Origin of the sequence: Streptomyces sp. NPDC093065 (genome assembly GCF_044754585.1) — a bacterium.
GTDB lineage: Bacteria > Actinomycetota > Actinomycetes > Streptomycetales > Streptomycetaceae > Streptomyces.
Genome location: NZ_JBIVPJ010000002.1, coordinates 559,440 through 583,156, shown reverse-complemented (window position 1 = coordinate 583,156; position 23,717 = coordinate 559,440). Strand labels below are relative to the sequence as shown.

The window sequence follows — 23,717 nt, the reverse complement described above, 5'->3', positions numbered from 1 at the left end:
ACCCGTCGATCACCACGGCCCGGCCGGGAACTTGGTCCGCACCTACCTCTTGACACCTTCAATTGGTCTGGACCACCTTGTACTTCAACGGTGGCCACCGTCCCCCCGTCCCGCCCCACCCCACCCCCGGAGGCAGCAGTGGACCCCGTACGCAGACGGCGCGGAAGACGTCTCGGCTCCTTGGCGGGCGCCGTCACCGCCGCCCTGGCCCTCGCGATCACGGCCGTCGGCCCGGCGTCGGCCGCCGACGTCAACAACGCGAAGAACGCCGGCTTCGAGTCCGGTCTGAGCAACTGGACCTGCTCGGCGAACAGCGGCACCACCGTCTCCTCCCCGGCGCACGCGGGCTCCGCCGCGCTGAAGGCCACCCCGGCGGGGCAGGACAACGCGCGGTGTTCGCAGAGCGTCGCGGTGAAGCCCAACTCGACGTACACGCTGAGCGCGTGGGTGCAGGGCGGCTACGCCTACCTGGGCGTGACGGGCACCGGAACGACCGACGTGTCGACCTGGACCCCGGACTCGGCCTCCTGGAAGCAGCTCAGCACCACCTTCAGCACGGGCTCCTCGACGACGTCCGTGACGGTGTACACGCACGGCTGGTACGGGCAGTCGGCGTACTACGTCGACGACCTGTCCGTCTTCGGCCCGGACGGTGGCGGTGGCGGCGACGACGGCGACCCCGACCCCACGGTCCCCTCGGCCCCGGCCGGCCTGAGCGTCTCCGGTACGACGCCGAACTCCGCCTCGCTCGCCTGGAACACGGTCTCGGGCGCCACCGGCTACAACGTCTACCGCGACGGCACCAAGGTGACCGCGGTGGCCGGCACGTCGGCGACGGTGACCGGCCTCGCGGCCTCGACGTCGTACTCCTTCCAGGTCACGGCGACCAACGCGGCCGGTGAGTCGGCGAAGTCGGCGGCGGTCACGGCCCGCACCACGGCGCCGGACGACGGCGGGAACGGCGGCGACCTGCCCAAGCACGCGGTGACCGGCTACTGGCAGAACTTCAACAACGGGGCGACGGTCCAGAAGATCTCCGACGTGCCGTCCGCGTACGACATCATCGCGGTGGCCTTCGCCGACGCGACCACGACGCCGGGCGCCGTCACCTTCAACCTGGACTCCGCCGGGCTCGGCGGCTACACGGCCGACCAGTTCAAGGCGGACGTACGGGCCAAGCAGGCCGCGGGCAAGAAGGTCATCATCTCGGTGGGCGGCGAGAAGGGCACCGTCTCGGTGAACAGCTCCGCCTCCGCGACGAACTTCGCGAACTCCGTCTACTCGGTCATGCAGGAGTACGGCTTCGACGGCGTCGACATCGACCTGGAGAACGGTCTCAACCCGACCTACATGACCCAGGCCCTGCGCGCCCTGTCCGCGAAGGCCGGCCCGGACATGATCCTCACCATGGCCCCGCAGACGATCGACATGCAGTCGACGCAGGGCGGCTACTTCCAGACGGCGCTGAACGTGAAGGACATCCTCACGGTCGTCAACATGCAGTACTACAACAGCGGCACGATGCTGGGCTGCGACGGCAAGGTGTACGCCCAGGGCACGGTCGACTTCCTCACCGCCCTGGCCTGCATCCAGCTCGAGGGCGGCCTCGCCCCGTCCCAGGTGGGCCTCGGCCTGCCGGCCTCCACCCGCGCGGCGGGCGGCGGCTACGTCTCCCCGTCGGTGGTCAACGCCGCCCTGGACTGCCTCACCAAGGCGACCGGCTGCGGCTCCTTCAAGCCGTCGAGGACCTACCCCGAGCTGCGCGGCGCGATGACCTGGTCCACCAACTGGGACGCGACGGCGGGCAACGCGTGGTCGAGCGCGGTGGGAGCACACGTGCACGCACTGCCGTAACTCACTGCCGACAGGCTGCGCCTTCCCGACCGGGCCCCCGTCCGCCGCCACGCGGGCGGGGGCCTGCCGCCGCGCTTCAGGGCTGTACTGCGGCGAACCAACCGGGGATCTCATCGACCGGAAGGCCTTCGCCTTCGAAAGATTGTGAGACGGCCAGTCGAAGTGCGGGGTCGGAGAACTCCAGGCCCGCAGTGGCCTCGGGCCTGGACGGGGCGGCCGGGCGTCAGCCGGGGGAATTGACGGCGTCTGCTGCCTTCAGCTGGTGCCGCTTGTCCTGGAGCACCGGAGTCAGGTTCTTCTTCTCCTGCACGATCAGTGACTTCTGGTGTTCTACTTCGACGGCAAACCAGATGCCGACGAGATTGACCTGCCCCTTGCAGGCCACATCGGCGACGGCTGTCCTGATTTCGAGCGGAGTGGACTTCTGCCCCTGGAAACGGTTGTCGTTCATCACCGTCAGCGGGTCCGGGTAGGAAAACCCCTTGCCCTTCATGCACTGCGACCAGGACTTGAACACCGCGAGCACCTGCGGGTCTTCCTTGGTGGCGGAGAAACTCCTCCCGTTGAGGTCCTGGGCGAGATCGCTCGATCCGAGGGTTTCGTCCTTGGACAACTCACGTCCGGCCTCACCGGCACAGCCCCCGGCCGGTACTTCGACCCCGTTGACCTTGTCGCCACCGGAATCGCCGGGTTTCCCGGTCAGCACGGTCAGCATCTTCCCCTCGGGGGCCTCGAACTCCTCCATTTCGTGGATCCGCGGATCCCGGTCGCCCAGGTGGTAACCGTCCGCGCGCGCCAGCTTCGCGTCGGTGAGCCCGTAACGCCGGTCCATCACGCTGCGAGGGCCGACGGGCGGGCCCGCGGAGACGGGCTCGTAGGTGAGGCCGAAGCGGCGTGCGCAGCGCTCGATCAACGTCTGCTGGGCCTGACGGACTCTGCCCATCTCGGCGTCGGAGAACAGGTAGTCCTCGATGGGCAGCCGGAGATCGACCGAGGCCAGCAGGGTCGAGGGCCGCGGGGCGGCGGGGGTCGGCCCGCCCTCCGGCTCCGAGTGCTGCGAGGAACAACCGACAGCGGCGAGAAGTACCGCCCCCACACCCAACGGCCGACAGCGCGGAAGCTTGTCACTCAGCAGACCGAAACCCATTGCTCCCGACCCGAATCCCATAACGTGTCGCCGACCCGACTCCTTTACAGGAACCGGGCCGGCGGCATTTCACTGATGTACTGAATCAGGAAGTCTTCCAGAGGAACGACGCGTTCTCGTTGTACGTGTTACTCAGGTTCCTGGCGCTGGACGGGCCGACGTTGTCGTAGGCGCCGGCGTAGTTCGAGTTGTAGAAGATGCGCGCGCTGCGGCCACTGCTCGTCGGGAATCCGTTGGACGCTGAGGCGGCGTTGTTCTTCACGGCCTGGCCGTATCCCGCCCCGTCACCCGTGAAGGTGTATCCGGCGAAGTTCGGGGTGTTCGAGACGAACACCCGGAACGAACCCTGCTGGTTCGAGTTGTAGTACAGGCAGAGATAGAGCGTGCTGCAGCGGGTCTCCGCCTGCGCCGAAGGAGCGACAAGGCCGACGGTCGCGCCGGCGGTCGCCAGGACGACGGATGCCGCCGCGATTCTCTTTCTCAAACCCATAATGTCCCCCTCTTTTTTCCTTCTGGATACACGATCTGCACCCGGAAGGATGCCGTGCAAGATCGTTCACCGCAAGAGGGTTTCCGGCGATGGCGGAATCACGCGGGTGAATAAGCACCCCTATTCGCACGATCACCACAAAGAGGGGCGATTCTACTGAAAGAACTCCGACCACGGCTGGTCCCAGATCTGCTTCACGCACAGGATCAGGAACAGCAGGCCCGCGACGGCCAGCATGCCGTTGCTGAGGCCGCCGTTGCGCCATTCGCGCGGGGTGCGGGAGGAGTTGAGGAGCCACATCAGGGTGAGGGCGAGGAAGGGCATGAAGGCGGCGCCCAGGACGCCGTAGATGATGATGAGGCGGAAGGGCTCGCCCTGGAAGAGCAGGACGATGGGCGGGAAGGTGAGCCAGAGCAGATAGGCGCGGAAGGCCCAGGAGCGTTCGCGGCGGCCCGAGGCCAACTCGTCGCTCCGTGCCTCCCGTTCGCCGCGACGGCGGGCGAGGAAGTCGGCGAACATCAGGCTCACGCCGTGCCAGACGCCGATCAGCGAGGTGAAGGAGGTGGCGAAGAAGCCGATCAGGAAGAGCTTGCCGGTCGCCGTGCCGTACTCCTGCTCCAGGATGTCGCCGAGCTGGATCAGGCCCTTGTCGCCGCCGGCGATCGCGATGTTCGCCGAGTGGAGCAGCTCGGCGCCGACGAAGAGCATCGCGACGACGAAGATGCCGGTCGTGCCGTAGGCGACCCGGTTGTCCAGGCGCATGACCTTCATCCACCCGGCGTTGGTCCACCCCTTGGCGTTGACCCAGTAGCCGTACGCGGCCAGCGTGATGGTGCCGCCCACGCCGCCGATCAGGCCCAGCGTGTTGAGGACCGAGTCCTTCTCGTCCGGGACGACCGGGAGGAGGCCGGCGAAGGCGTCGCCCAGGTGGGGCGTGACGCGGATCGCCAGGTACACCGTGACCACGAACATGACGCCCACCAGGACGGTCATGACCTTCTCGAAGACGTTGTACTTGTTGAACCAGACGAAGACCAGGCCCACCAGGCCGCAGGCGATGCCCCACCATTCGAGGTCCATCACGTCGGGGAAGAGGGCCTGCAGGGGCAGGGCGCTGGAGGACATCGCCGCGGCGCCGTAGACGAAGCCCCAGATCACGGCGTATACCGCGAAGAACCACGTGGTCCAGGGGCCGATGCTGGCCCAGCCGTCGAAGAGCGTGCGGCCGGTGGCCAGATGCCAGCGGCCGCACGCCTCGGCGAGGGAGATCTTCACGAGGCAGCCGATGACGGCCGCCCACAGCAGGGTGTAGCCGAAGTTGCTGCCCGCGATGAGGGTGGCCACGAGGTCGCCGGCGCCCACGCCGGTCGCCGCGACGACGATGCCGGGGCCGATGTAGCGCCAACTGGACTTACGGGGAACCGAGTCCGACCCACCCGTTACGCCTGCGTCTGAGGTGTTGCCCGTGGTGTCCGCCATGGGGGTCAAGAAAGCCCACGCCCGCCGGTGCGACAAGGGGGCGTGCACGGATCTTCACCCGATGTGCTTAGTCGGCGCGGTTGGTGGCCTCCGCCTCCTCGGCGCCCTTCTTCTCCTCCTGAGAGACGTCCTCGGCTTCGGCCTCGGCCTCGGTCTCCGTCCCCGCCTCCGCCTCCGGCTCCGTTTCGGCCGCGGCCTCCGACTCGCCGTCCTCGAAGTACGCGTCGAGGACCTCGTCCAGGGCCGACTCCCACTCCGGGAAGCTGCTTCGGGAGGCGGCCTCGATCTCGATGGGGTACCAGCGGCGGTCCGGCGTGTGCACCGTCACCGTGAACCGCTTGCCGAAGCGTCCCGTCTCCGTCTCGACGGCCCCGACCTCGTCCCAGCGGAACTCGCAGCTCTGGTCGTCGAGGGAGAGACGTACGCCCTTGTGGTCGGCGACGATCCTGGCGCGGCGGTCGGACGCCTCGAAGACCGGGCCGTCCACGGGGGCCTCGTCCTCCTGTTCCGCGGCGTCCTGCGCGGACGCTTCGCCGGCTGCCGGGGACTGCGGGGAACCCGGGGTCTTTCCGGTCTCCGCGTCGGCGTCCTTCCCGGCCTCCGCCTCCTCGCGTCTCACGTCCTCGGGCTCACCGGACACGGGCGCGGTGAGCCCGGGGATGAATGCCGGGTCGAATCCGGCGCCTTCCAGGGGCTGGCTCGTCGATCCTCTGCGCTGCTCCACGCGGGCAGTATGGTCGACGATCCTGTGCCGGACACAGTCGGCCCCAACTTCGTTATCAGACGCCTACACGAGCCGCCCGCAGGAGTCGTAGCGGGCGGCCCGCACGAGCCGCCTACACGAACAGGCTCACCACCGCGGCCACCACGAACCCGGCGACCGACAGGACGCTCTCCAGCACGGTCCACGTCTTGAGCGTGTCCCGCTCGCTGATGCCGAAGTACTTGGCGACCATCCAGAAGCCGCCGTCGTTGACGTGCGAGGCGAAGATGGAGCCCGCCGAGATGGCCATGATGACCAGCGCGACGAAGGCCTGCGAGTGGTCACCCTCGGCGAGCAGCGGCGCCACGATGCCCGCCGTCGTCACGATGGCCACGGTCGCCGAGCCCTGGGCGACCCGCAGCACCACGGAGATCAGGTAGGCGAGGACGATCACCGGCAGGCCGACGTCGTTGAAGGTGTCGGAGAGTGCCTGGGCGACGCCGCTGGCCTTGAGGACGGCGCCGAAGACCCCGCCCGCGCCGACGACCAGCAGGATGTTGCCGACCGGCTTCAGCGAGGCCGTCGAGACGGTCTCCAGGGACTTGCGGGACCAGCCGCGCCGGATGCCGAGGAGGTAGTAGGCGAGGAGCAGGGCGATGGTCAGGGCGACGAACGGGTTGCCGAAGAACTCGACCACCGAGCGGAGGGTGGACGGGTCCAGGGCGATGGAGGAGAAGGTCGCGGCGAGGATCAGGACCAGCGGGGTGCCGATGATGCCGAGGACCGTGCCGAGCGCGACGGGGTTCTCGTTCGGCGCGACGCCGGCCTTGCGCTGCTCCTCGACGACGGCCTGCTTGGCCTCCTCGGCGGCCTCGACCATGTCCTGCGGCACGGGCACGAAGATGCGGCGGCCGATCCAGGCGGAGAACACCCAGGCGGCGAGGACGGCGGGGATGCCGCAGACGATGCCCATGAGGATGATCCAGCCGAGCTTGACGTTCAGCAGCCCCGCGGCGGCCACCGGGCCGGGGTGCGGCGGCAGGAAGGCGTGGGTCATCGACAGACCGGCCAGCAGCGGCAGGCAGTAGAGCAGGATCGACTTGCCGGAGCGCTTGGCGGCGGCGTAGACGATGGGCGCGAGGACGAAGATGCCCACGTCGAAGAAGACGGGGATGCCGAAGATCAGACCGGTGAGGCCCATGGCGAGCGGGGCGCGCTTCTCCCCGAAGAGGCCGAGGAGCCGTGAGGCCAGCACCTGGGCGCCGCCGCTGACTTCGAGGATCGCGCCGAGCATGGTGCCCAGGCCGATGATGATGGCGACGTGGCCGAGGATGCCGCCCATGCCGGACTCGATGGTCGAGACGGCGTCCGACTTCTGGACGGTGCCGAAGAGTTCGGTGACCGACAGGCCGGCGAGCAGGCCGACGGCTATGGACACGGCGAGCAGCGCGACGAAGGGCTGCAGCCGCACCTTGATGATGAGGAAGAGCAGGAGCGCGATGCCGATGGCGGCGACGGTCAGCAGGCCGGCGGTGCCGTCGATCAGGGTGAGCAGACCGCCGGTGTGGGGTGGCGCCTCGGAGGCGGCGGCAAGGGGGAGCAAGGAGTAGGACATGCGGGGGTCCTCTGGATAAGAACATGGAGCTTTCGGGCAGGGAGGAGCGCGGCACGGCGCCCCGAGGGTGGGGGACGCCGTGCCGTTCACAGACAGTCAGGCGGGCGGAGCGGAAGGGACGGTCAGCCGAGGACGGCCAGCGCGTCGATCTCGATGAGCAGCCCGGCGGGCAGACCGACGTAGACGGTCGTGCGTGCGGCGGGCGGCTGGGTGAGGCCCTGCTCCTCGAAGTAGGCGTTGTAGATCTCGTTCATCTCGGCGAAGTGGCCGACGTCCGTGAGGTAGACGCGGAGCATCATCACGTCGTCCCAGGAGGCGCCGCCCTCCTCCAGGATCGCCTTGACGTTGGCGAGGGTCTGGAGGGTCTGCTCGCGCAGGGTCGGGCCGGCCGGGGTGGGGGCCTTGCCGTCCTCGTGGGGGAGGAAGCCGACCTGGCCGGCGACCTGGAGGATGTTGCCCTTCTTCACGCCGTGGCTGAACTTCGCCGGGGGGACGGTGTGGGTCGCGGGGACGAGAGCGATCTTGTCGGTCATGCGGTGACTTCCTTGGCTGGGGTCCTGCCGGAGTACTCGCCGCTGATGGCGTCCGCCGTACGGCGCACCAGCGGGAGCAGGGTGAGGAGTTCGTCGGCGGTGACGACCACGTTCGGCGCGGAGACCGACATGGCGGCGACCACCCGGCCGTCGGCGCCCCTGATGGGCGCCGCGACGCAGTTGATGGACTCCTCGTGGCCACCGAGGTCGGTGGCCCAGCCCTGTTCGCGCACCTTGGCGAGTTCCTTGAGGAACCCGTCGGCGTTCGGTGTCGAACGGGCCGTGTACATGGGGTAGTCGAGCTGCTCGGCCACGGCCCGCCGCTCGTTCTCGGGGAGGTCGGCCAGCAGCAGCTTGGCGACGGCGGCGACGGTGATGGCGACGGGCTTGCCGATCCGGGAGTACATGCGCACCGGGTAGCGGCTCTCGACCTTGTCGATGTAGAGGACCTCGTCCTCCTCGTGCACGGCGAGGTGGACGGTGTGTCCGACCTGTTCGTTGAGGCGTACGAGGTGGGGGTGGGCGATCTCGCGGACGTCGAGGTTCTCCATCGCCTCCTGGGCGAGGGAGATGAGCCGGGCGCCGAGGCGGTAGCGCTGGTCGGCCTGGCGGTAGACGAAGCCGTGGTCGTGGAGGGTGCGCAGCAGGCGCAGGGCCGTGGACTTGTGCACGCCGAGGCGGTCGGCGACCCGGCCCAGGTCGGCGGGGCCCTCGGCGAGCAGCGGCAGGATGCCGAGCGCGCGGTCGACGGTCTGGCTCATGGTGTGCGTACCTCCTCGTCGGCCCCTTCGCCCGTCCTGTCGCCGGGCCGTTCGCCGTCCTGTGTCCAGCCGGGGCCGAGTCGCAGTCTCCCCCACGCCGCGTCGTCGAGGGCGGCCAGGCGGTCGGCGTGGCCGATCCAGGAGGGGCGCCGCGAAGCGGCTCCGTGAGGGGCGGTGGCCGGGTGACGGGCGGGCGGGGGCGTGGCGAGGTCGCCGGGGACGGTGAGGGCGGCGGCTGCCATGAGGTGGCCGTGGCGCAGGCGCTCGCGTACGGGCAGGTCGCGCAGGGTGGCGGAGAGGAACCCGGCGGCGAAGGCGTCGCCCGCGCCGACGGCGGCGACGACGTCGACGTGCAGGGCGGGCACGGAGGTGACGTCGGTGCCGTGGAAGGCGGTGGCGCCGGTCGCGCCCTGCTTGACGACGAGCAGCTCCGGCTCGGGCAGCGCGGCGCGTACGGCCTCGGGTCCGCCGAGGCCCCAGGCCTCGTCCTCGCCGACGAAGACGAGGTCGGCGCCGCGGGCCAGTTCGAGGAGCACCTCGGGGCCGTCGCCGGCGTCGCGCCACAGGCCGGGCCGGTGGTTGACGTCGAAGGAGACGAGGGGCCGGCCGGGGCGGCGGGCGGTCAGCTCGCGCATCAGGGCGAGGCAGTCGGCGGAGAGCGCGGGCGTGATGCCGGACAGGTGCAGGACGCGGCCGGAGCGGATGGCGTCGAGGTCCATGGTGTCGACGGACATCGCGGAGGCGGCCGAGCCCGCCCGGTAGTACGCGACCTCGTGGGCGTCGGTGGCCCGGTCGCCGGCGGTGCGGAAGTAGATGCCGGTCGGGCGGGCGGGATCGCGGCGCACGGCGGAGACGTCCACGCCGTAGGCGCCGATGGCCGCGACGAGGTGGTCGCCGAAGCCGTCGGCGCCGACCCGGCCGACCCAGCGCGCGGAGTGTCCGGCGGCGGCGAGCACGCAGGCCACGTTGGACTCGGCGCCGCCGATGGCCCGCTCGAAGGAGGGGACGTCGGCGAGGCGCCCGGGGCGGGAGGGCAGGAAGGTGACCATGGACTCGCCGAGCGCGACGACGTCCACGACGTCGGGGGTGGTGCTGCGGGGTCCGTCAACGGTCACGATGGTCGTGGCTCCTCTGCGCGTCTCGCGGGCGGCGGCTCCGTTGACCCCGCGTTCGCCGAGATGTTAGACAGCAGTAAGCGATATACGCAACGATCGTTGCAGGATTTGCAACGGATCAGATCAGGGAGGCTCCATGGCCCTCGACATCGGCCCTGTCAACGGCCGCGAAGCCCTCGACGAGCTGGCCGCGGAGCGCGTCGACCACCGCTTCAAGGGCCTCCCGCCAAGCGCGTACGGTCTGACCCTCGCCGAGCTGGCCGGACAGCGCCGCAACCTCTTCACCGGCGGCTTCGCCACCCCCGTCCTCGCGCTGTCCGCCGAGCGGCTGGAGCACAACCTGAAGCTCATGGAGACGTACGCCGCCCGGCACGGCCTCGCCTTCGCGCCGCACGGCAAGACCTCCATGGCCCCGCAGCTCTTCCACCGCCAGATCGAGCACGGCGCCTGGGGCATCACCCTCGCCGTGCCGCACCAGGTCTGGGTGGCGCGGGCCTTCGGCATCGGGCGGATCTTCCTGGCCAACGAACTGGTCGACGCCGCCGCCCTGCACAGGCTCGCGGCCGAACTGGACGCCGACCCGGACTTCCGCTTCGTCTGCTACGTCGACTCCGTGCGCGGCGTCGAGCTGATGGACGCGGCCCTGACCGCGGCGGGGGCCGCCCGCCCGGTGGACGTCGTGGTGGAGCTCGGCGCCGGTGCCGGCGCCCGGACCGGGGCCCGGACGGAGGCGGACTGCGCGGCGGTCGCCGACGCGGTGGCCGGGACGCGGACGCTGCGGCTGGCGGGGGTCGCCGGGTACGAGGGCGAGGTGCCGGAGGCCGACCCGGAGCGCGTGCACGCGTGGCTGCGGCGGCTGGTCGCGCTGGCGGCCGACTTCGACAGGGCCGGGCGGTTCGAGGGCCTGGAGGAGATCGTGCTGAGCGCGGGCGGCAGCGCCTGGTTCGACGCGGTGGCCGACGTGTTCGCCGAGGTCCCCGGCCTGTCCCGGCCCGTGCTCAAGCTGCTGCGCTCCGGTGCCTACGTCTCCCACGACGACGGGCACTACCGGGAGGTGACCCCCTTCAACCGCGTCCCCTCCGAGGGCGCCCTTGAGCCCGCGTTCCGGCTGTGGACGCAGGTGGTCTCCCGTCCCTCCCCCGAGCAGGCCTTCGCCAACGCCGGCAAGCGGGACGCGGCCTACGACCTGGACCTGCCCTTCGCCCAGGCGGTCCGCCCGGCCGGCGGCGGCCCCGAGCGTCCGGCGGCCGGCATCGCCGTGAGCGGCCTGTCCGACCAGCACGCCTGGCTGCGCACCGGTCCCGAGGCGGAGCTGGAGGTCGGCGACTGGGTCGGTCTCGGCCTGTCCCACCCCTGCACGTCCTTCGACAAATGGCAGCTCATCCCCGTCGCGGAGGCGGACGGGACGGTCGTCGACTGCATCCGCACGTTCTTCTGAGGGATCTGAGGGAGAAGAAGCATGGAAGAGCTGGTCATCCGGGACGCGGACGTCGTGGACGGCTCCGGCGGCGACTCCTACCGCGCCGACGTCGTGGTGGACGGCGGCCGGATCGTCTCGATCGTCAAGGAGGCGGCGGCCGCCGGCTGCCAGCGCCCCAAGGCGCGCCGCGAGCTGGACGCCGAGGGACTGGTCCTCTCCCCCGGCTTCATCGACATGCACGCCCACAGCGACCTGGCGCTGCTGCGGGACCCCGACCACAGCGCCAAGGCCGCGCAGGGCGTCACCCTGGAGGTCGTCGGCCAGGACGGGCTGTCGTACGCGCCGGTCGACGACCGCACCCTCGGCGAGGTGCGCCGGGCGATCGCCGGGTGGAACGGCCCCGGTGACGACGTCGACTTCGACTGGCGGTCGGTCGGCGAGTACCTGGACCGGCTCGACCGGGGCATCGCCGTGAACGCCGCGTACCTGATCCCGCAGGGCACGGTGCGCGCCCTCGCCGTGGGCTGGGACGACCGGGAGGCGACCGGGGCGGAGCTGGAGCACATGCGGCGCCTGGTCGCCGAGGGCCTGGAGCAGGGCGCGGTCGGCATGTCGTCCGGGCTGACGTACACGCCGGGCATGTACGCCAAGGACGCCGAGCTGACCGAGCTGTGCAGGGTGGTCGCGGAGTACGGCGGCTACTACTGCCCGCACCACCGCTCGTACGGCGCCGGGGCCCTCAAGGCGTACGAGGAGATGGTGGAGCTGACCCGGGAGGCGGACTGCCCCCTCCACCTGGCCCACGCCACGATGAACTTCGGGGTGAACAAGGGCAAGGCGCCCGAGCTGCTGACGCTGCTCGACGAGGCGCTGGCCGGCGGCGCCGACATCACGCTCGACACGTACCCGTACACCCCCGGCTGCACCACCCTCGTGGCACTGCTGCCGAGCTGGGCGAGCGAGGGCGGCCCGGAGCAGATCCTGAAGCGGCTGGCGGACGACGACACCGCCGAGCGGATCCGGCACCACATGGAGGAGATCGGCTCCGACGGCTCCCACGGCGTGCCCATGGAGTGGGAGACGATCGAGATCTCCGGCACGGGCGACCCCGCGCTCGCGGAGTACGTCGGCCGTACGGTGCTGGAGTCGGCGCGGCTGCGCGGCGAGAGCCCGTGGCAGGTCGCCCGGCATCTGCTGCTCGCCGACCGGCTGGCGCCGACGATCCTCCAGCACGTCGGCCACGAGGAGAACGTGCGCGCGATCATGCGGCACCGGGTGCACACCGGCGGCTCGGACGGCATCCTCCAGGGCGCCAAGCCGCACCCGCGCGCCTACGGCACCTTCCCGCACTACCTGGGCCACTACGTGCGCGAGCTGGGCGTGCTCTCGCTGGAGGAGTGCGTCGCCCACCTCACCTCGCGCCCGGCGGCCCGGCTGCGGCTGCCGGACCGGGGCCTGGTGCGCGAGGGGTACCGGGCCGACCTGGTGCTCTTCGACCCTGCGACGGTCGCGGCGGGCAGCACCTTCGAGGAGCCGCGTGTGCTGCCGACGGGCGTACCCCACGTGCTGGTCGACGGGCGGTTCGTGATGGAGGACGGTCGGCGCACCGACGTGCTGGCCGGGCGGTCGGTGCGCCGGGTCCCGCGCTGAGCCGTGGCCGGTCCGGCACGACCCGTCGGGCCGGCCGCTACGGCTTGGGCAGGACGCAGCCGCTGCGGGAGAGGTCGAGCTTGCTGTCGGGGCCGAAGCAGGCCGGGATCCGGTAGGTCTCCTGGGCGTAGTTGATGCCCTTGCGGACCGTGACCGTGCCGTCCTCGGCGACCTCGCAGGGGTTGTTGTCGGTGCAGCGCCCACCGTCCTCGTTGCCCGTGTTGTTGACGGCGACGACCTTGCCGGTGGCGTTGTCGACGACGGGCGATCCGGAGGTGCCGCCGATGGTCTGGCAGGCGGAGGTGTAGCGGACCGAGTCCTTCCAGGTCCACTCCCCCTCTTTGAGGCGGTAGGCGAACCCGTCGACGTTGCAGGCGTAGGTGCGCTTCCAGTAGCCGGAGACGACGGTGATCGCGGTGCCGGCCGCGGGACGGGTGTCGTTGAGGGTCAGCGGGCTGATCCCGTAGGTGCTGCGGATCTGGGCGTACGTGCTGGTGAGCCGGTAGAGCGAGACGTCCGTGTCGGTCATCGTCGCGTAGGCGATCCTGCCGGCCCGCAGGGTGCCGACGCGGGTGCCGGAGGCGTTGAGCAGCCCGAAGGTGCGGCTGGAGGGCTGGTCGACGACGACCTCGCCGGCCGCCGGGAAGCCGGTCTCCAGGCAGTGGCCGTTGGACATGACCAGCGCCGGGTCGTCGTCCTCGGAGGCGGGCAGGCGGACGACCGAGCCGGAGCAGTTGCTGAGCGCGACCGTGCCGGCGAAGGACACGGCGCGGGCGGCGGGAGCCGCGGGTGACGCGGCCGCCGGTGCCACGCCGACCCCGGTGACGGCCAGGGTGGCGAGCGCGGCAAGGAGAGGCTTGTTCATGTGGGGGTCCCCTCTATGGAGGGCACCGGCCGGAGGTCTTCCGGACGGCGCCGTATTGTCATGGGCATTCTCATGACGCAGAGGGGTGCGGACAAGGGCCGGTAACCGGCCGCCAGTTGGCGCGATCGGGCCGTCGGGCACGGACGGAGGCGGCGGCGACCAGCCGGACGGACGCGTCTCACGTGGTGGAAAACACGGCCCATGGGTCGTAACCGGGTCGTAAGCTCGCGGACATGCAGGTGATCCAGTCGACCAAGCTCGCCAACGTCTGTTACGAGATCCGGGGCCCGGTGCTCGAGGAGGCGATGCGGCTGGAGGCGGCCGGACACCGCATCCTGAAACTGAACACGGGCAACCCGGCAGCCTTCGGCTTCGAATGCCCGCCGGAGATCCTGGAGGACATCCTCCGCAACGTCTCCACGGCACACGGCTACGGCGACGCGAAGGGCCTGCTGGCGGCGCGCCGGGCGGTCGTCATGCACAACCAGACCCTCGGCATCGAGACGGACGTCGAGCACGTCTTCATCGGCAACGGCGTCTCCGAGCTGATCGTGATGGCGATGCAGGGCCTGCTCGACGACGGCGACGAGGTCCTCGTCCCGGCCCCGGACTACCCCCTGTGGACGGCCGCCGTCTCGCTCTCCGGCGGCACGGCGGTGCACTACCGCTGCGACGAGCAGTCCGACTGGATGCCCGACCTCGCGGACGTGGAGCGGAAGATCACCGACCGCACCAAGGCGCTGGTGATCATCAACCCGAACAACCCGACGGGCGCGGTCTACGACGACGCGATGCTGCGCGGGCTGACGGACATCGCGCGCCGGCACAACCTGCTGGTCTGCTCCGACGAGATCTACGACAAGATCCTCTACGACGACGCCACCCACACCCCGACCGCCGCGATCGCCCCGGACCTGCTCACCCTCACCTTCAACGGCATGTCGAAGGCGTACCGGGTGGCCGGCTACCGGGTCGGCTGGATGTCGATCTCCGGACCGCGCGCGCACGCCGAGTCCTACATCGAGGGCCTGACGGTCCTGGCGAACATGCGGCTGTGCGCCAACATGCCGGGCCAGCACGGCGTGGTCGCGGCGCTCAGCGGACGCCAGACCATCAACGAGCTGGTGCTGCCCGGCGGACGGCTGCGCGAGCAGCGGGACGCCGCCCACGAGGCGCTGACCGGCATCCCGGGCGTGACCTGCGTGAAGCCGAAGGGCGCGCTGTACCTCTTCCCGCGGCTCGACCCCAAGGTCTTCAAGATCAAGGACGACCGGCGGATGGTCCTGGACCTGCTGCGCCAGGAGAAGATCATGGTCGTCCAGGGCACCGGCTTCAACTGGCCCGAGCCCGACCACTTCCGGGTGGTGACCCTGCCGACGGCCGCGGACCTGCGCGAGGCGGTGGACCGGATCGGGAACTTCCTGGACGGGTACGGCCAGCCCTGAGCGGCCGCCGCCTGCCCCGCGCCGCACCCCGGATTCCGGGGTATACCCGAACGGCATCAACTTTAGATTGGATCTAATGTAGGATGGCTTCCTGAAACACTCTGGAGGCCATCCCATGTACGAGCCGATCCGCAGCAAGTCGGTCCACAGCACGATGGCCGGCAGCACCACGGACTTCCCCCACCGGTCCCGGGACGAAGAGCTGGACATCCAGCTCGCGGGCCATCTCGCGGCACTGCTCGCCGTCACGGACGAGCTGCGCGCACTGGCGCCCGACACCGACCTGGACACCGCCGCCGACCGGCTCGCCGAGCAGGTGACCCGGCTGCGGGGAGGTCAGGCGCCGGTCCGGCTGCAGGTGGCCGCCGCCCGCCCGGAGCCGCGTCCGGCGGCCCTGCACCGGCGGGCGCACACGCTGGCGGCCCGCGCCCTGGTGGTCGCGGCCTCCCGCGCCGACACGGCGGTCGCGATCCTGACCGCCGAGCGCATGGACGCGCACTCCGCGGCGCTGGGGCCACGCGAACTCGCGTCCCGCTAGGACAGGCCCCGAGCCCTCGGGGCTCCCCCGGACGGCCCCGGCCCGCGCGCACCCGCAGCGACGCGCGGGCCGGGTGCCATGCACCGCGTTGGCTTCGGCGGGGTCGCTGCGGCGCCGTGGGGCTGCTTGCCGGGTGGCGGCTTTCCGTCTCATGTGGTTGCTCGCGCAGTTCCCCGCGCCCCTTTGGGGCGCGATACGCCGAAGGGCCGGGTCCTCCGCACGCCGTTGTGCGGAGGACCCGGCCCGAGCGGGGTCCTCCCGCGTCCCGGGGTACTGCTGAGCTACTGGGACGCGGTGGGACCCCCTCGCGGCCGGCCTTCGTGACGACTTCGCGGGTCAGGGCTAGCCGGACCGGCCGCGGAGATGAGGGGTGCGGTGCCGCTCAGCCCAGGCGCTCCACCAGGGCCCGGTACTGGTCCCACAGCTCGGTGGGCGTGTGGTCGCCGAAGGTGTTCAGGTGCTCGGGAACAAGTGCCGCCTCCTCGCGCCAGACCTCCCTGTCGACGCCGAGCAGGAACTCCAGGTCGGCGTCGGCGAGGTCGAGGCCGTCGGTGTCGAGGGACTCCTTGGTCGGCAGCACGCCGATCGGGGTCTCGACGCCCTCCGCCCTGCCCTCCAGGCGCTCCACGATCCACTTCAGGACGCGGCCGTTCTCGCCGAAGCCGGGCCAGACGAACCGGCCCTCGTCGTCCTTGCGGAACCAGTTGACGTAGTAGATCTTCGGCAGCCTGGACTGGTCCTTGTCCTTGGCCACGTCGATCCAGTGCCCCATGTAGTCGCCCATGTTGTAGCCGCAGAACGGCAGCATGGCGAAGGGGTCGCGGCGCAGCTCGCCGACCTTGCCCTCGGCGGCGGCGGTCTTCTCGGAGGCCACGTTGGCGCCGAGGAAGACGCCGTGGTTCCAGTCGAAGGACTCGGTGACCAGCGGTACGGCGGTGGCGCGGCGCCCGCCGAAGAGGATCGCGGAGATCGGCACGCCCTTCGGGTCCTCCCACTCCGGCGCGATGATCGGGCACTGCGCGGCGGGGGTGGTGAAGCGGGCGTTGGGGTGCGCGGCGGGACGGTATCCATTTGCTTCGCGGGCGGACTCGGGCGTCCAGTCGTTGCCCTTCCAGTCGGTCAGGTGGGCCGGGATCTCCTCGGTCATGCCCTCCCACCACACGTCGCCGTCGTCGGTGAGGGCGACGTTGGTGAAGACGGAGTTGCCCCACAGGGTCTTCATCGCGTTGGCGTTGGTGTGCTCACCGGTGCCGGGCGCGACGCCGAAGAAGCCGGCCTCGGGGTTGATGGCGTACAGGCGGCCGTCCTCACCGAAGCGCATCCAGGCGATGTCGTCGCCGATGGTCTCGACGGTCCAGCCGGAGATGGTGGGCTCCAGCATGGCGAGGTTGGTCTTGCCGCAGGCCGAGGGGAAGGCGGCGGCGACGTACTTGGGCTCGCCGGTGGGCGGGGTCAGCTTGAGCACCAGCATGTGCTCGGCGAGCCAGCCCTCGTCGCGGGCCATGACGGAGGCGATGCGCAGGGCGTAGCACTTCTTGCCGAGCAGGGCGTTGCCGCCGTAGCCGGAGCCGTAGGACCAGATCTCCCGGTCCTCGGGGAAGTGCGAGATGTACTTGGTGCTGTTGCACGGCCACGGGACGTCCGCCTCGCCGTCGGCGAGCGGGGCGCCGACGGAGTGCACGGCCTTGACGAAGAAGCCCGTCTCGCCCAGCTCGTCCAGGACCGGCTGTCCCATGCGGGTCATGGTGCGCATCGAGGCGGCGACGTACGCGGAGTCGGTGATCTCGACGCCGAGCGCGGAGAGCGGGGAGCCGAGGGGGCCCATGCAGAAGGGCACGACGTACATGGTCCGGCCGCGCATCGCGCCGCGGAAGAGACCGCCCTCGCCCCCGGTGCCCGTGAAGATCTCCCGCATCTCGGCGGGGTCCTTCCAGTGGTTGGTCGGGCCGGCGTCCTCCTCCTTCGCGGAGCAGATGAACGTCCGGTCCTCGACGCGCGCGACGTCGGAGGGGTCGGAGGCCGCGTAGTAGGAGTTGGGGCGCTTGATCGGGTCGAGTTTGCGGAAGGTGCCCTTCTCGACGAGCTCCCCGCACAGTCGCTCGTACTCCGCCTCGGATCCGTCGCACCAGACCACGGAGTCCGGCTGGGTCAGTTCGGCGATCTCGTTGACCCACGAGATCAGTTCCTGGTGGTTGGTGGGGACGGGGGGAGCCGCGATGTCGCGCGCCACGATTGCTCCTAAATGAGGGGTTTTTTGTTGGGAGGCCCCGTGGGGGCTGCGACCCGGATGCGTGACGTTTGCCTCGTGGGCGCTCATCCGGTGTCGACCGCACTCATTTGATCATCCGACGCGAGCGCCCATCTGTCCAGAGGGCGTCACAACTGAGCGGCGTGAGGATCGCCACGTGCCCGGACCGGGGATGCACCCCCGGTCCGCCCGTGAGACGATGACCACTCGCCTTGCGGCAGACGCCTTTACTGACACGTAACTTACGGAACCGTAGGTACGATGCGCCCATGACTGCGTCCGTCCCCGACGCGCGCAAGGACTCGCCGGCCGGCGGCCGCGGCCCTGTAGCGCTCTCTCTTCCGCACCCGGTCAAGCCGAAGCTGCGCGGTTGGCTGCATCTCGGCATGTTCCCGGCCGTCCTCGTCGCCGGTCTGGTGCTCACCGCCCTGGCCGAGTCGCCCGAGGCCCGCATAGCCTGCGGGATCTACGTCCTGACGGCCTGCCTGCTGTTCGGCGTCAGCGCGCTCTACCACCGGGGCGACTGGAGCCCACGCATGGACGGCGTACTGCGCCGTCTCGACCATGCCAACATCTTCCTGATCATCGCGGGCACCTACACCCCGCTCACGATGCTGCTGCTGCCCGGCGCCAAGGGCGAGTGGCTGCTGTGGGGCATCTGGGCGGCTGCCGCGGCCGGCATCGTCTTCCGGGTCTTCTGGGTCGGCGCCCCACGCTGGCTCTACACCCCCTGCTACCTCGCCATGGGCTGGGCGGCCGTCTTCTACCTGCCCGAGTTCATGCGGACCGGCGGCATCGCCGTCCTGGTCCTGGTGATCGTCGGCGGCTTGCTCTACAGCGCGGGCGGCGTGATCTACGGCCTCAAGCGCCCCAACCCCTCACCGCGCTGGTTCGGCTTCCACGAGGTCTTCCACTCCTTCACACTGGCCGCCTTCATCGCGCACTACGTGGGGATCTCGCTGGTCGCCTACTAGCCGGGCACCCGCACGAAAAGTCCGGGGCCCGGGCCGGGCCCCCGTGGCATCCTGACCGGGTGAACGGTCCCGAGATCCACGTCGAGTTCGCCCCCGAACTGCGGCTGTTCGTCCCGCGCGCCCGCCCCGCCGGCACCGCCCGCACGGCCACCGACGGCGTCTCCACCCTCGGCCACCTCGTCGAGTCCCTCGGCGTTCCGCTCACCGAGGTCGGCGCCCTCCTCGTCGACGGCCGCGAGGTCCCGCCCGGACACGTCCCGGCGGGCGGCGAGTCGGTGCGCGTACGGCCCGTCCGGCACCCCCAGCGCGTCCCTGGCGCTCCCCTGCGGTTCCTGCTCGACGTGCACCTGGGCACCCTGGCCCGCCGGCTGCGGCTGCTCGGTGTGGACACGGCGTACGAGTCGACGGACCTCGGCGACCCGGCGCTCGCCGCGCTGTCGGCGGCCGGGAAGCGGGTGATGCTCAGCCGCGACCGCGGTCTGCTGCGCCGCCGCGAGCTGTGGGCGGGCGCCTACGTCTACAGCACCCGCCCCGACGAACAGCTCCAGGAGGTCCTGGACCGCTTCCGGCCCGAGCTGGACCCGTGGACGCGGTGCACCGCCTGCAACGGACTGCTCCGGTCCGCCACCAAGGAAGAGGTGGCGGACCAGCTCGAGGGCGGAACGCAGCGGTCGTACGACGTCTTCGCCCAGTGCACCGCGTGCGGACGCGCCTACTGGCGGGGCGCCCACCACGAACAGCTGGCGGCGATCGTGGAGCGTGCCGTGAGCAGGAGTACTCAGGGCGGTTGAGCACTTCGGCCGATCACCGGGGCCGGGCGGCGCGGTGTGATGGGCGGCATGACCGCCTCGTCCCGTCCCGCGGCCGGCCGGCCCTCCCCCGCACGGCTCTCCGCCCGTGCCCTGACCACGGGCGCCGTGACCGGACTCGTCCTGCTGCTGCCGACCGTCGTCCTCGCGTGGATCGTCGTGCTCGCCTCCGACCGCGGCAGCCGCTGCCTGACGTACGGCGAGCAGTGCTCGCAGGTACCCGGCGACGCCCTGTGGGCCTGCTTCTGGGCCTCGGCCGCGCTGGGCGTCCTGGCCCTGGTCCGGCCCCGCACGCGGTGGGCGCCCGCCAGGTGCGCGGCCGTCGTCCTGCAGTGGGGCACACAGCTCACGCTGGGCGCGCTGATCCTCGCCGGCGCCTGACGCCCCCCGCGGTCCGGGGCGGTGCGCGCCGCCTCAGCTGCCCGGGGCGGTGCCCAGCGCGGCGCGCAGCCGCTCCGGGTCGGTGGTCGGCGCGTCGCAGGTGAAGTTCCGGCAGACGTACGCGGCCGCCGCCCCGTCCACCAGGGGCCGGTCGGCGAGCAGCGGGAACTCGTCGCTCCCCTCGGTGCCGAAGGCGACGACCGCCCCGGGCGCGGTACCCAGCAGTGCCGTGCGGTGCAGCCCGCGTCCGGCGGCGTCGGCCGGTTCCGCCGCGACGACGGCGACTTCCCGTGGGCCGTCGAGCAGCGCTTCGGCGGCCGCCAGACCCCAGCCGACGAAGCGCGGGACGCGCGGGCCGAGCGCCTTCACCACGCCGAGGGCGTGCTCGGCCGCGGTGCGGTGGGGCTCGGAGCCGGTGTGCGCGGCGTACGACAGCAGGGCGGCCGCGGCGGCGCTCCAGCCGGACGGGGTGGCGTTGTCGGTGGGGTCCTGCGGGCGGCGGATCAACCGCTCGGCGTCGGAGGCGGTGTCGTAGAGGGAGCCGGACTCGTCCGTGAAGCGGGTGAGGACGTGGTCGAGCAGGAACCCGGCGAAGTCCAGCCAGACGCCCTCCCCGGTGACCGACGCCAGCGCGAGGAAGCCCTCGGCCACGTCGGCGTAGTCCTCCAGCACCCCGGCGTTGGCACCGGCCCTGCCGTCCTTGCTGGTGCGGGTGAGCCGGACCTGCTCGTCGAGGTGCAGCCGCACCAGCAGGTCGGCGGCGGCGACGGCGGCCTCGACCAGGTCGGGGCGTTCGAAGTAGGCGCCGGTCTCGGCGAGCGCGGCGATCGCCAGGCCGTTCCAGGCGGCCACCACCTTGTCGTCCCGGCCCGGGGCGGGGCGTCCCTCGCGCGCGGCCAGCAGCCGCTCCCGGACCGACTCGACACGCGCGGCGTCGAAGACGCCCTCCTGCTGCGGAAGTTGCAGCACGGAGGCACCGTGCTCGAAGGTGCCCTCCTGGGTCACGCCGAAGTACTGCGCGGCCAGTTCCGCGTCCTCGGCCCCGAGGATCTCGGTGAGCTGGGCGGGCGTCCACACGTAGTGGGCGCCCTCGACGTGCCGGCCCGTGCCGTCGTCGCTGTCGGCGTCCAGCGCGGAGGCGAACCCGCCCTCGGCGGTGCGCAGTTCCCGGACCATGAAGTCGGCGGTCTCCAGGGCGACCCGCCGGGCCAGGTCCGAGCCGGTGGCGCGCCAGAGGTGGGCGTAGACCCGGCACAGCAGGGCGTTGTCGTACAGCATCTTCTCGAAGTGCGGCACGATCCAGTCGCGGTCCACGGAGTAGCGGGCGAAGCCGCCGCCCAGCTGGTCGTAGATGCCGCCGCGGGCCATCCGCTCGCAGGTGTCGGCCGCCATCTGGAGCGCGCCCTCGGCGCCGGTGCGGGCGTGGTGGCGCAGCAGGAACTCGATCGCCATGGACGGCGGGAACTTCGGCGCCCCGCCGAACCCGCCGCGCTGCGCGTCGTACTCCCGGGTCAGGCCGAGCAGCGCCTGACCGAGCTGCTCCTCGCCGGGCGCCTCGGCGTCGCCGTAGGAGATCTCCCGTCCGGCGAGGTCCCGCACGATCTTCCCGGCGACCTCGCCGACCTCGTCGCGCCGCTCCGCCCAGGCCTGCTGGACGCCCTGGAGCACTTGGCGGAAGGAGGGCATGCCGTGCCGGGGCTCGGGCGGGAAGTAGGTGCCGAAGTAGAAGGGTTCGGCGTCCGGCGTGAGGAACACGGTCATGGGCCAGCCGCCCTGACCGGTGGCCGCCTGCACGGCCTCCATGTAGACGGCGTCCACGTCGGGACGCTCCTCGCGGTCGACCTTGACGCTCACGAAGTGCGAGTTGAGGTACTCGGCGGTGGGCCCGTCCTCGAACGACTCGTGCGCCATGACGTGGCACCAGTGGCACGCGCTGTAGCCGACGCTCAGCAGGACGGGCACGTCGCGCCGCCGGGCTTCTTCGAACGCGTCGGCCTCCCACGGCCACCAGTCGACCGGGTTGTCCGCGTGCTGGAGGAGGTAGGGGGACGTCGCCTGCGCAAGTCGGTTCGGCATGCCTCCATCCTCGCGCACGCGCCGCCGCACCGTCCGTACGCCACGGTGGCAGGGGCGTACGGACGGTGCGGCCTGGGCCCCGGCGAGGCTTCTGCTCAGTAGTCGACGCGGTCGGTCTTGGCGATCCAGGCGTCGAACGGCTGGGTGCGGTGGGGCAGGTCGAGGTGTTCCACGGTCATGGGCCACAGCTCCTGGGGCCGCTTCTCGAACAGGTCGTAGAACTTGCGGTCGTCGAAGCCGGCCACGGCGGCGTCGTGGCGGTCGGCGCAGAAGACGAGACGGTCGACGCGCGCCCACAGGGCCGAGGACAGACACATCGGGCAGGGCTCGCAGGACGTGACGAGGGTGCAGCCTTCCAGGCTGAAGGTGTCGAGCGTCTTGCAGGCGGCGCGGATGGCGCTGACCTCGGCGTGCGCGGTGGGGTCGAGGCTGGAGGTGACCTGGTTGTGGCCGAGGGCGACGATGTCGCCGCCCTTGGCGATGAGGGCTCCGAAGGGGCCGCCGCCGTTGTGGACGCTGGTGGTGGCCAGCTCGATGGCCTTGTCCATCCAGGCGCGCTCGAACTCGCGGATGCCGGTTTCGAGGGTGTCGGTCGTCATGCGTGCTCCTTCTTGGGCATGCGGCGTGCGGGAGTACGGCGTGCGGGCCTGTGCGTTTCGCGGGGGAGGATGCGTAGGAGCAGTACACAGCTCGCGGACGACACCCGGCCAGGGGCCGAAAACATGAACTACGGACAGGCTGCGCCCGGCGCTTCGTAGACTCCTACAAAGGCCGTGGCGGCCCCGGCGGGGCCGGTGACCGGCTCAGTCCCCCGCCGCCTCGAAGGTGCGCAGCAGGTCCGCCGAGACGCTCACGGCGATCGTCGCGGGCTCCTTGCCGGTGATGTCGGCCAGCCCGATCGGCGTCTTGATCCGGTCGATGACGGTGTCGTCGTGGCCGCCCTCGGTGGCGAGGCGCTTGCGGAACCGCGCCCACTTGGCCGCCGAACCGATCAGCCCGATGGACCCGAGATGGTCCGTGCGCAGGGCCGCGTCGCACAGGGCCGCGTCCTCGGCGTGGTCGTGGGTCATGATCAGCACGTGGGTGCCGCGCGGCAGCCGCGCCAGCACTTCCTCGGGCAGCAGGGGCGTGTGGTGCGTGTGCACCTGTGCCACCGCGTCCGCCAGCACGCCGAGGCGCTCCTCGCCGAGCATGTCGGAGCGGTTGTCGACCAGGTGGAGGTCGAGGTCCTGGCGGGCCAGGATGCGCGCCAGTTCCAGACCGACGTGGCCGACGCCGAAGATCGCCACCGCCCGGACCACCGGCAGCGGTTCGAGCAGCACCGACACGGTGCCGCCGCAGCACTGCACGCCGTGCTGGTTGGTCACCTTGTCGTTCAGGGCGAAGTCGAGCAGTTCCGGTTCCGCCTTGGCCGCGGTGATCATCTCCCGGGCCCGGTCGATCGCCACGGCCTCGACGTTGCCGCCGCCGATCGAGCCCCACGTCTCGGTGTGCCCCACGACGAGCTTCGCCCCGGCGTCGCGCGGGGCGTGGCCGCGCACGGTCGCGACGGTCACCAGCACGCCGGACTCCCGGCGTGCCCGCAACCGCGCGACCGCGGCGACCCACGTCATG

General features: G+C 71.2%; 21 protein-coding genes. 8 read left to right on the top strand and 13 right to left on the bottom strand.

Going from position 1 to position 23,717, the window contains the following annotated elements; genetic code table 11:
* Nucleotides 1-138: 138 nt before the first annotated feature.
* Nucleotides 139-1,854 (top strand): chitinase, encoded by a 1,716-nt coding sequence (locus ACIQFU_RS05565; protein WP_402549268.1) that lies wholly within the window; start codon nt 139-141, stop codon nt 1,852-1,854.
* 223 nt (nt 1,855-2,077) lie between these two features.
* Here ACIQFU_RS05565 and ACIQFU_RS05560 read toward each other — a convergent pair whose 3' ends face one another.
* The 8 genes from ACIQFU_RS05560 to ACIQFU_RS05525 all read right to left on the bottom strand — a co-directional run bounded on the left by ACIQFU_RS05560 (nt 2,078) and on the right by ACIQFU_RS05525 (nt 9,697).
* Nucleotides 2,078-3,001, bottom strand: coding sequence for a hypothetical protein (locus ACIQFU_RS05560; RefSeq protein ID WP_402549157.1), 924 nt, complete (start codon nt 2,999-3,001; stop codon nt 2,078-2,080).
* An 85-nt stretch (nt 3,002-3,086) separates the two neighbouring features.
* Nucleotides 3,087-3,485 carry a peptidase inhibitor family I36 protein gene (locus tag ACIQFU_RS05555; RefSeq protein ID WP_402549156.1) on the bottom strand — a complete coding sequence of 133 codons (399 nt, stop codon included), beginning with the start codon at nt 3,483-3,485 and terminating at the stop codon, nt 3,087-3,089.
* A gap of 159 nt (nt 3,486-3,644) precedes the next feature.
* On the bottom strand, nt 3,645-4,970 hold the full coding sequence (locus tag ACIQFU_RS05550) for an Nramp family divalent metal transporter (protein ID WP_402549154.1): 1,326 nt from the start codon (nt 4,968-4,970) through the stop codon (nt 3,645-3,647).
* A gap of 67 nt (nt 4,971-5,037) precedes the next feature.
* Nucleotides 5,038-5,694, bottom strand: coding sequence for a hypothetical protein (locus ACIQFU_RS05545; RefSeq protein WP_402549152.1), 657 nt, complete (start codon nt 5,692-5,694; stop codon nt 5,038-5,040).
* Nucleotides 5,695-5,806: 112 nt separating this feature from the next.
* On the bottom strand, nt 5,807-7,288 hold the full coding sequence (locus ACIQFU_RS05540) for a GntP family permease (RefSeq protein ID WP_402549151.1): 1,482 nt from the start codon (nt 7,286-7,288) through the stop codon (nt 5,807-5,809).
* A gap of 122 nt (nt 7,289-7,410) precedes the next feature.
* Nucleotides 7,411-7,821 carry a RidA family protein gene (locus ACIQFU_RS05535; protein ID WP_402549150.1) on the bottom strand — a complete coding sequence of 137 codons (411 nt, stop codon included), beginning with the start codon at nt 7,819-7,821 and terminating at the stop codon, nt 7,411-7,413.
* On the bottom strand, nt 7,818-8,582 hold the full coding sequence (locus ACIQFU_RS05530) for an IclR family transcriptional regulator (protein ID WP_402549148.1): 765 nt from the start codon (nt 8,580-8,582) through the stop codon (nt 7,818-7,820). The genes ACIQFU_RS05535 and ACIQFU_RS05530 overlap by 4 nt, the downstream gene beginning before the upstream one ends.
* Complete coding sequence (locus tag ACIQFU_RS05525) at nt 8,579-9,697, bottom strand: sugar kinase (RefSeq protein ID WP_402549147.1); 1,119 nt, start codon at nt 9,695-9,697, stop codon at nt 8,579-8,581. Before ACIQFU_RS05525 ends, ACIQFU_RS05530 begins: the two co-directional genes overlap by 4 nt.
* A gap of 136 nt (nt 9,698-9,833) precedes the next feature.
* Here ACIQFU_RS05525 and ACIQFU_RS05520 point away from each other — a divergent pair, with 136 nt between their 5' ends.
* Nucleotides 9,834-11,135, top strand: coding sequence for an alanine racemase (locus ACIQFU_RS05520; protein WP_402549145.1), 1,302 nt, complete (start codon nt 9,834-9,836; stop codon nt 11,133-11,135).
* A gap of 21 nt (nt 11,136-11,156) precedes the next feature.
* Nucleotides 11,157-12,767, top strand: coding sequence for an amidohydrolase family protein (locus tag ACIQFU_RS05515; RefSeq protein ID WP_402549144.1), 1,611 nt, complete (start codon nt 11,157-11,159; stop codon nt 12,765-12,767).
* 37 nt (nt 12,768-12,804) lie between these two features.
* Here ACIQFU_RS05515 and ACIQFU_RS05510 read toward each other — a convergent pair whose 3' ends face one another.
* Nucleotides 12,805-13,632: a serine protease gene (locus tag ACIQFU_RS05510; protein WP_402549142.1), complete on the bottom strand. Its 828-nt coding sequence runs from the start codon at nt 13,630-13,632 to the stop codon at nt 12,805-12,807.
* A gap of 233 nt (nt 13,633-13,865) precedes the next feature.
* On the opposite strand from ACIQFU_RS05510, the gene ACIQFU_RS05505 reads away from it, so the two are divergent.
* Together ACIQFU_RS05505 and ACIQFU_RS05500 are read left to right on the top strand one after the other, a co-directional pair.
* Nucleotides 13,866-15,077 carry a pyridoxal phosphate-dependent aminotransferase gene (locus ACIQFU_RS05505; protein WP_402549141.1) on the top strand — a complete coding sequence of 404 codons (1,212 nt, stop codon included), beginning with the start codon at nt 13,866-13,868 and terminating at the stop codon, nt 15,075-15,077.
* Nucleotides 15,078-15,192: 115 nt separating this feature from the next.
* Nucleotides 15,193-15,615, top strand: a complete 423-nt coding sequence (locus ACIQFU_RS05500; protein WP_402549138.1) for a hypothetical protein — start codon at nt 15,193-15,195, stop codon at nt 15,613-15,615.
* A gap of 382 nt (nt 15,616-15,997) precedes the next feature.
* On the opposite strand, the gene ACIQFU_RS05495 is transcribed toward ACIQFU_RS05500, so the two are convergent.
* The gene (locus tag ACIQFU_RS05495) at nt 15,998-17,845 is read right to left on the bottom strand and encodes a phosphoenolpyruvate carboxykinase (GTP) (protein WP_402549136.1); all 1,848 of its coding nucleotides are present in this window, start codon (nt 17,843-17,845) and stop codon (nt 15,998-16,000) included.
* Between the two features lie 287 nt (nt 17,846-18,132).
* Here ACIQFU_RS05495 and ACIQFU_RS05490 point away from each other — a divergent pair, with 287 nt between their 5' ends.
* From ACIQFU_RS05490 to ACIQFU_RS05480, 3 genes are read left to right on the top strand one after another with little or no spacing between them, the layout of a single operon-like run.
* Nucleotides 18,133-18,837, top strand: coding sequence for a hemolysin III family protein (locus ACIQFU_RS05490; RefSeq protein ID WP_402549135.1), 705 nt, complete (start codon nt 18,133-18,135; stop codon nt 18,835-18,837).
* A 59-nt stretch (nt 18,838-18,896) separates the two neighbouring features.
* Complete coding sequence (locus ACIQFU_RS05485) at nt 18,897-19,628, top strand: Mut7-C RNAse domain-containing protein (RefSeq protein ID WP_402549134.1); 732 nt, start codon at nt 18,897-18,899, stop codon at nt 19,626-19,628.
* Nucleotides 19,629-19,676: 48 nt separating this feature from the next.
* Nucleotides 19,677-20,027 carry a hypothetical protein gene (locus ACIQFU_RS05480; protein WP_402549132.1) on the top strand — a complete coding sequence of 117 codons (351 nt, stop codon included), beginning with the start codon at nt 19,677-19,679 and terminating at the stop codon, nt 20,025-20,027.
* A 33-nt stretch (nt 20,028-20,060) separates the two neighbouring features.
* Here ACIQFU_RS05480 and ACIQFU_RS05475 read toward each other — a convergent pair whose 3' ends face one another.
* The 3 genes from ACIQFU_RS05475 to xdhC form a co-directional block, all read right to left on the bottom strand.
* Nucleotides 20,061-22,103: a thioredoxin domain-containing protein gene (locus ACIQFU_RS05475; protein WP_402549130.1), complete on the bottom strand. Its 2,043-nt coding sequence runs from the start codon at nt 22,101-22,103 to the stop codon at nt 20,061-20,063.
* 95 nt (nt 22,104-22,198) lie between these two features.
* Entirely contained in the window at nt 22,199-22,702 is a 504-nt protein-coding gene (locus ACIQFU_RS05470; RefSeq protein WP_402549129.1) for a nucleoside deaminase, read from the bottom strand.
* 204 nt (nt 22,703-22,906) lie between these two features.
* Complete coding sequence (gene xdhC, locus ACIQFU_RS05465; protein WP_402549128.1) at nt 22,907-23,716, bottom strand: xanthine dehydrogenase accessory protein XdhC; 810 nt, start codon at nt 23,714-23,716, stop codon at nt 22,907-22,909.
* Nucleotide 23,717: the final 1 nt, after the last annotated feature.

Bases quoted from the DNA above. Each gene is read 5' to 3' on its own strand.
- ACIQFU_RS05560 (WP_402549157.1), bottom strand. From the start codon at position 3,001: ATGGGTTTCGGTCTGCTGAGTGACAAGCTTCCGCGCTGTCGGCCGTTG.
- ACIQFU_RS05550 (WP_402549154.1), bottom strand. From the start codon at position 4,970: ATGGCGGACACCACGGGCAACACCTCAGACGCAGGCGTAACGGGTGGG.
- ACIQFU_RS05540 (WP_402549151.1), bottom strand. From the start codon at position 7,288: ATGTCCTACTCCTTGCTCCCCCTTGCCGCCGCCTCCGAGGCGCCACCC.
- ACIQFU_RS05535 (WP_402549150.1), bottom strand. From the start codon at position 7,821: ATGACCGACAAGATCGCTCTCGTCCCCGCGACCCACACCGTCCCCCCG.
- ACIQFU_RS05530 (WP_402549148.1), bottom strand. From the start codon at position 8,582: ATGAGCCAGACCGTCGACCGCGCGCTCGGCATCCTGCCGCTGCTCGCC.
- ACIQFU_RS05520 (WP_402549145.1), top strand. From the start codon at position 9,834: ATGGCCCTCGACATCGGCCCTGTCAACGGCCGCGAAGCCCTCGACGAG.
- ACIQFU_RS05515 (WP_402549144.1), top strand. From the start codon at position 11,157: ATGGAAGAGCTGGTCATCCGGGACGCGGACGTCGTGGACGGCTCCGGC.
- ACIQFU_RS05510 (WP_402549142.1), bottom strand. From the start codon at position 13,632: ATGAACAAGCCTCTCCTTGCCGCGCTCGCCACCCTGGCCGTCACCGGG.
- ACIQFU_RS05505 (WP_402549141.1), top strand. From the start codon at position 13,866: ATGCAGGTGATCCAGTCGACCAAGCTCGCCAACGTCTGTTACGAGATC.
- ACIQFU_RS05500 (WP_402549138.1), top strand. From the start codon at position 15,193: ATGTACGAGCCGATCCGCAGCAAGTCGGTCCACAGCACGATGGCCGGC.
- ACIQFU_RS05490 (WP_402549135.1), top strand. From the start codon at position 18,133: ATGACTGCGTCCGTCCCCGACGCGCGCAAGGACTCGCCGGCCGGCGGC.
- ACIQFU_RS05480 (WP_402549132.1), top strand. From the start codon at position 19,677: ATGACCGCCTCGTCCCGTCCCGCGGCCGGCCGGCCCTCCCCCGCACGG.
- ACIQFU_RS05475 (WP_402549130.1), bottom strand. From the start codon at position 22,103: ATGCCGAACCGACTTGCGCAGGCGACGTCCCCCTACCTCCTCCAGCAC.
- ACIQFU_RS05470 (WP_402549129.1), bottom strand. From the start codon at position 22,702: ATGACGACCGACACCCTCGAAACCGGCATCCGCGAGTTCGAGCGCGCC.
- xdhC (WP_402549128.1), bottom strand. From the start codon at position 23,716: ATGACGTGGGTCGCCGCGGTCGCGCGGTTGCGGGCACGCCGGGAGTCC.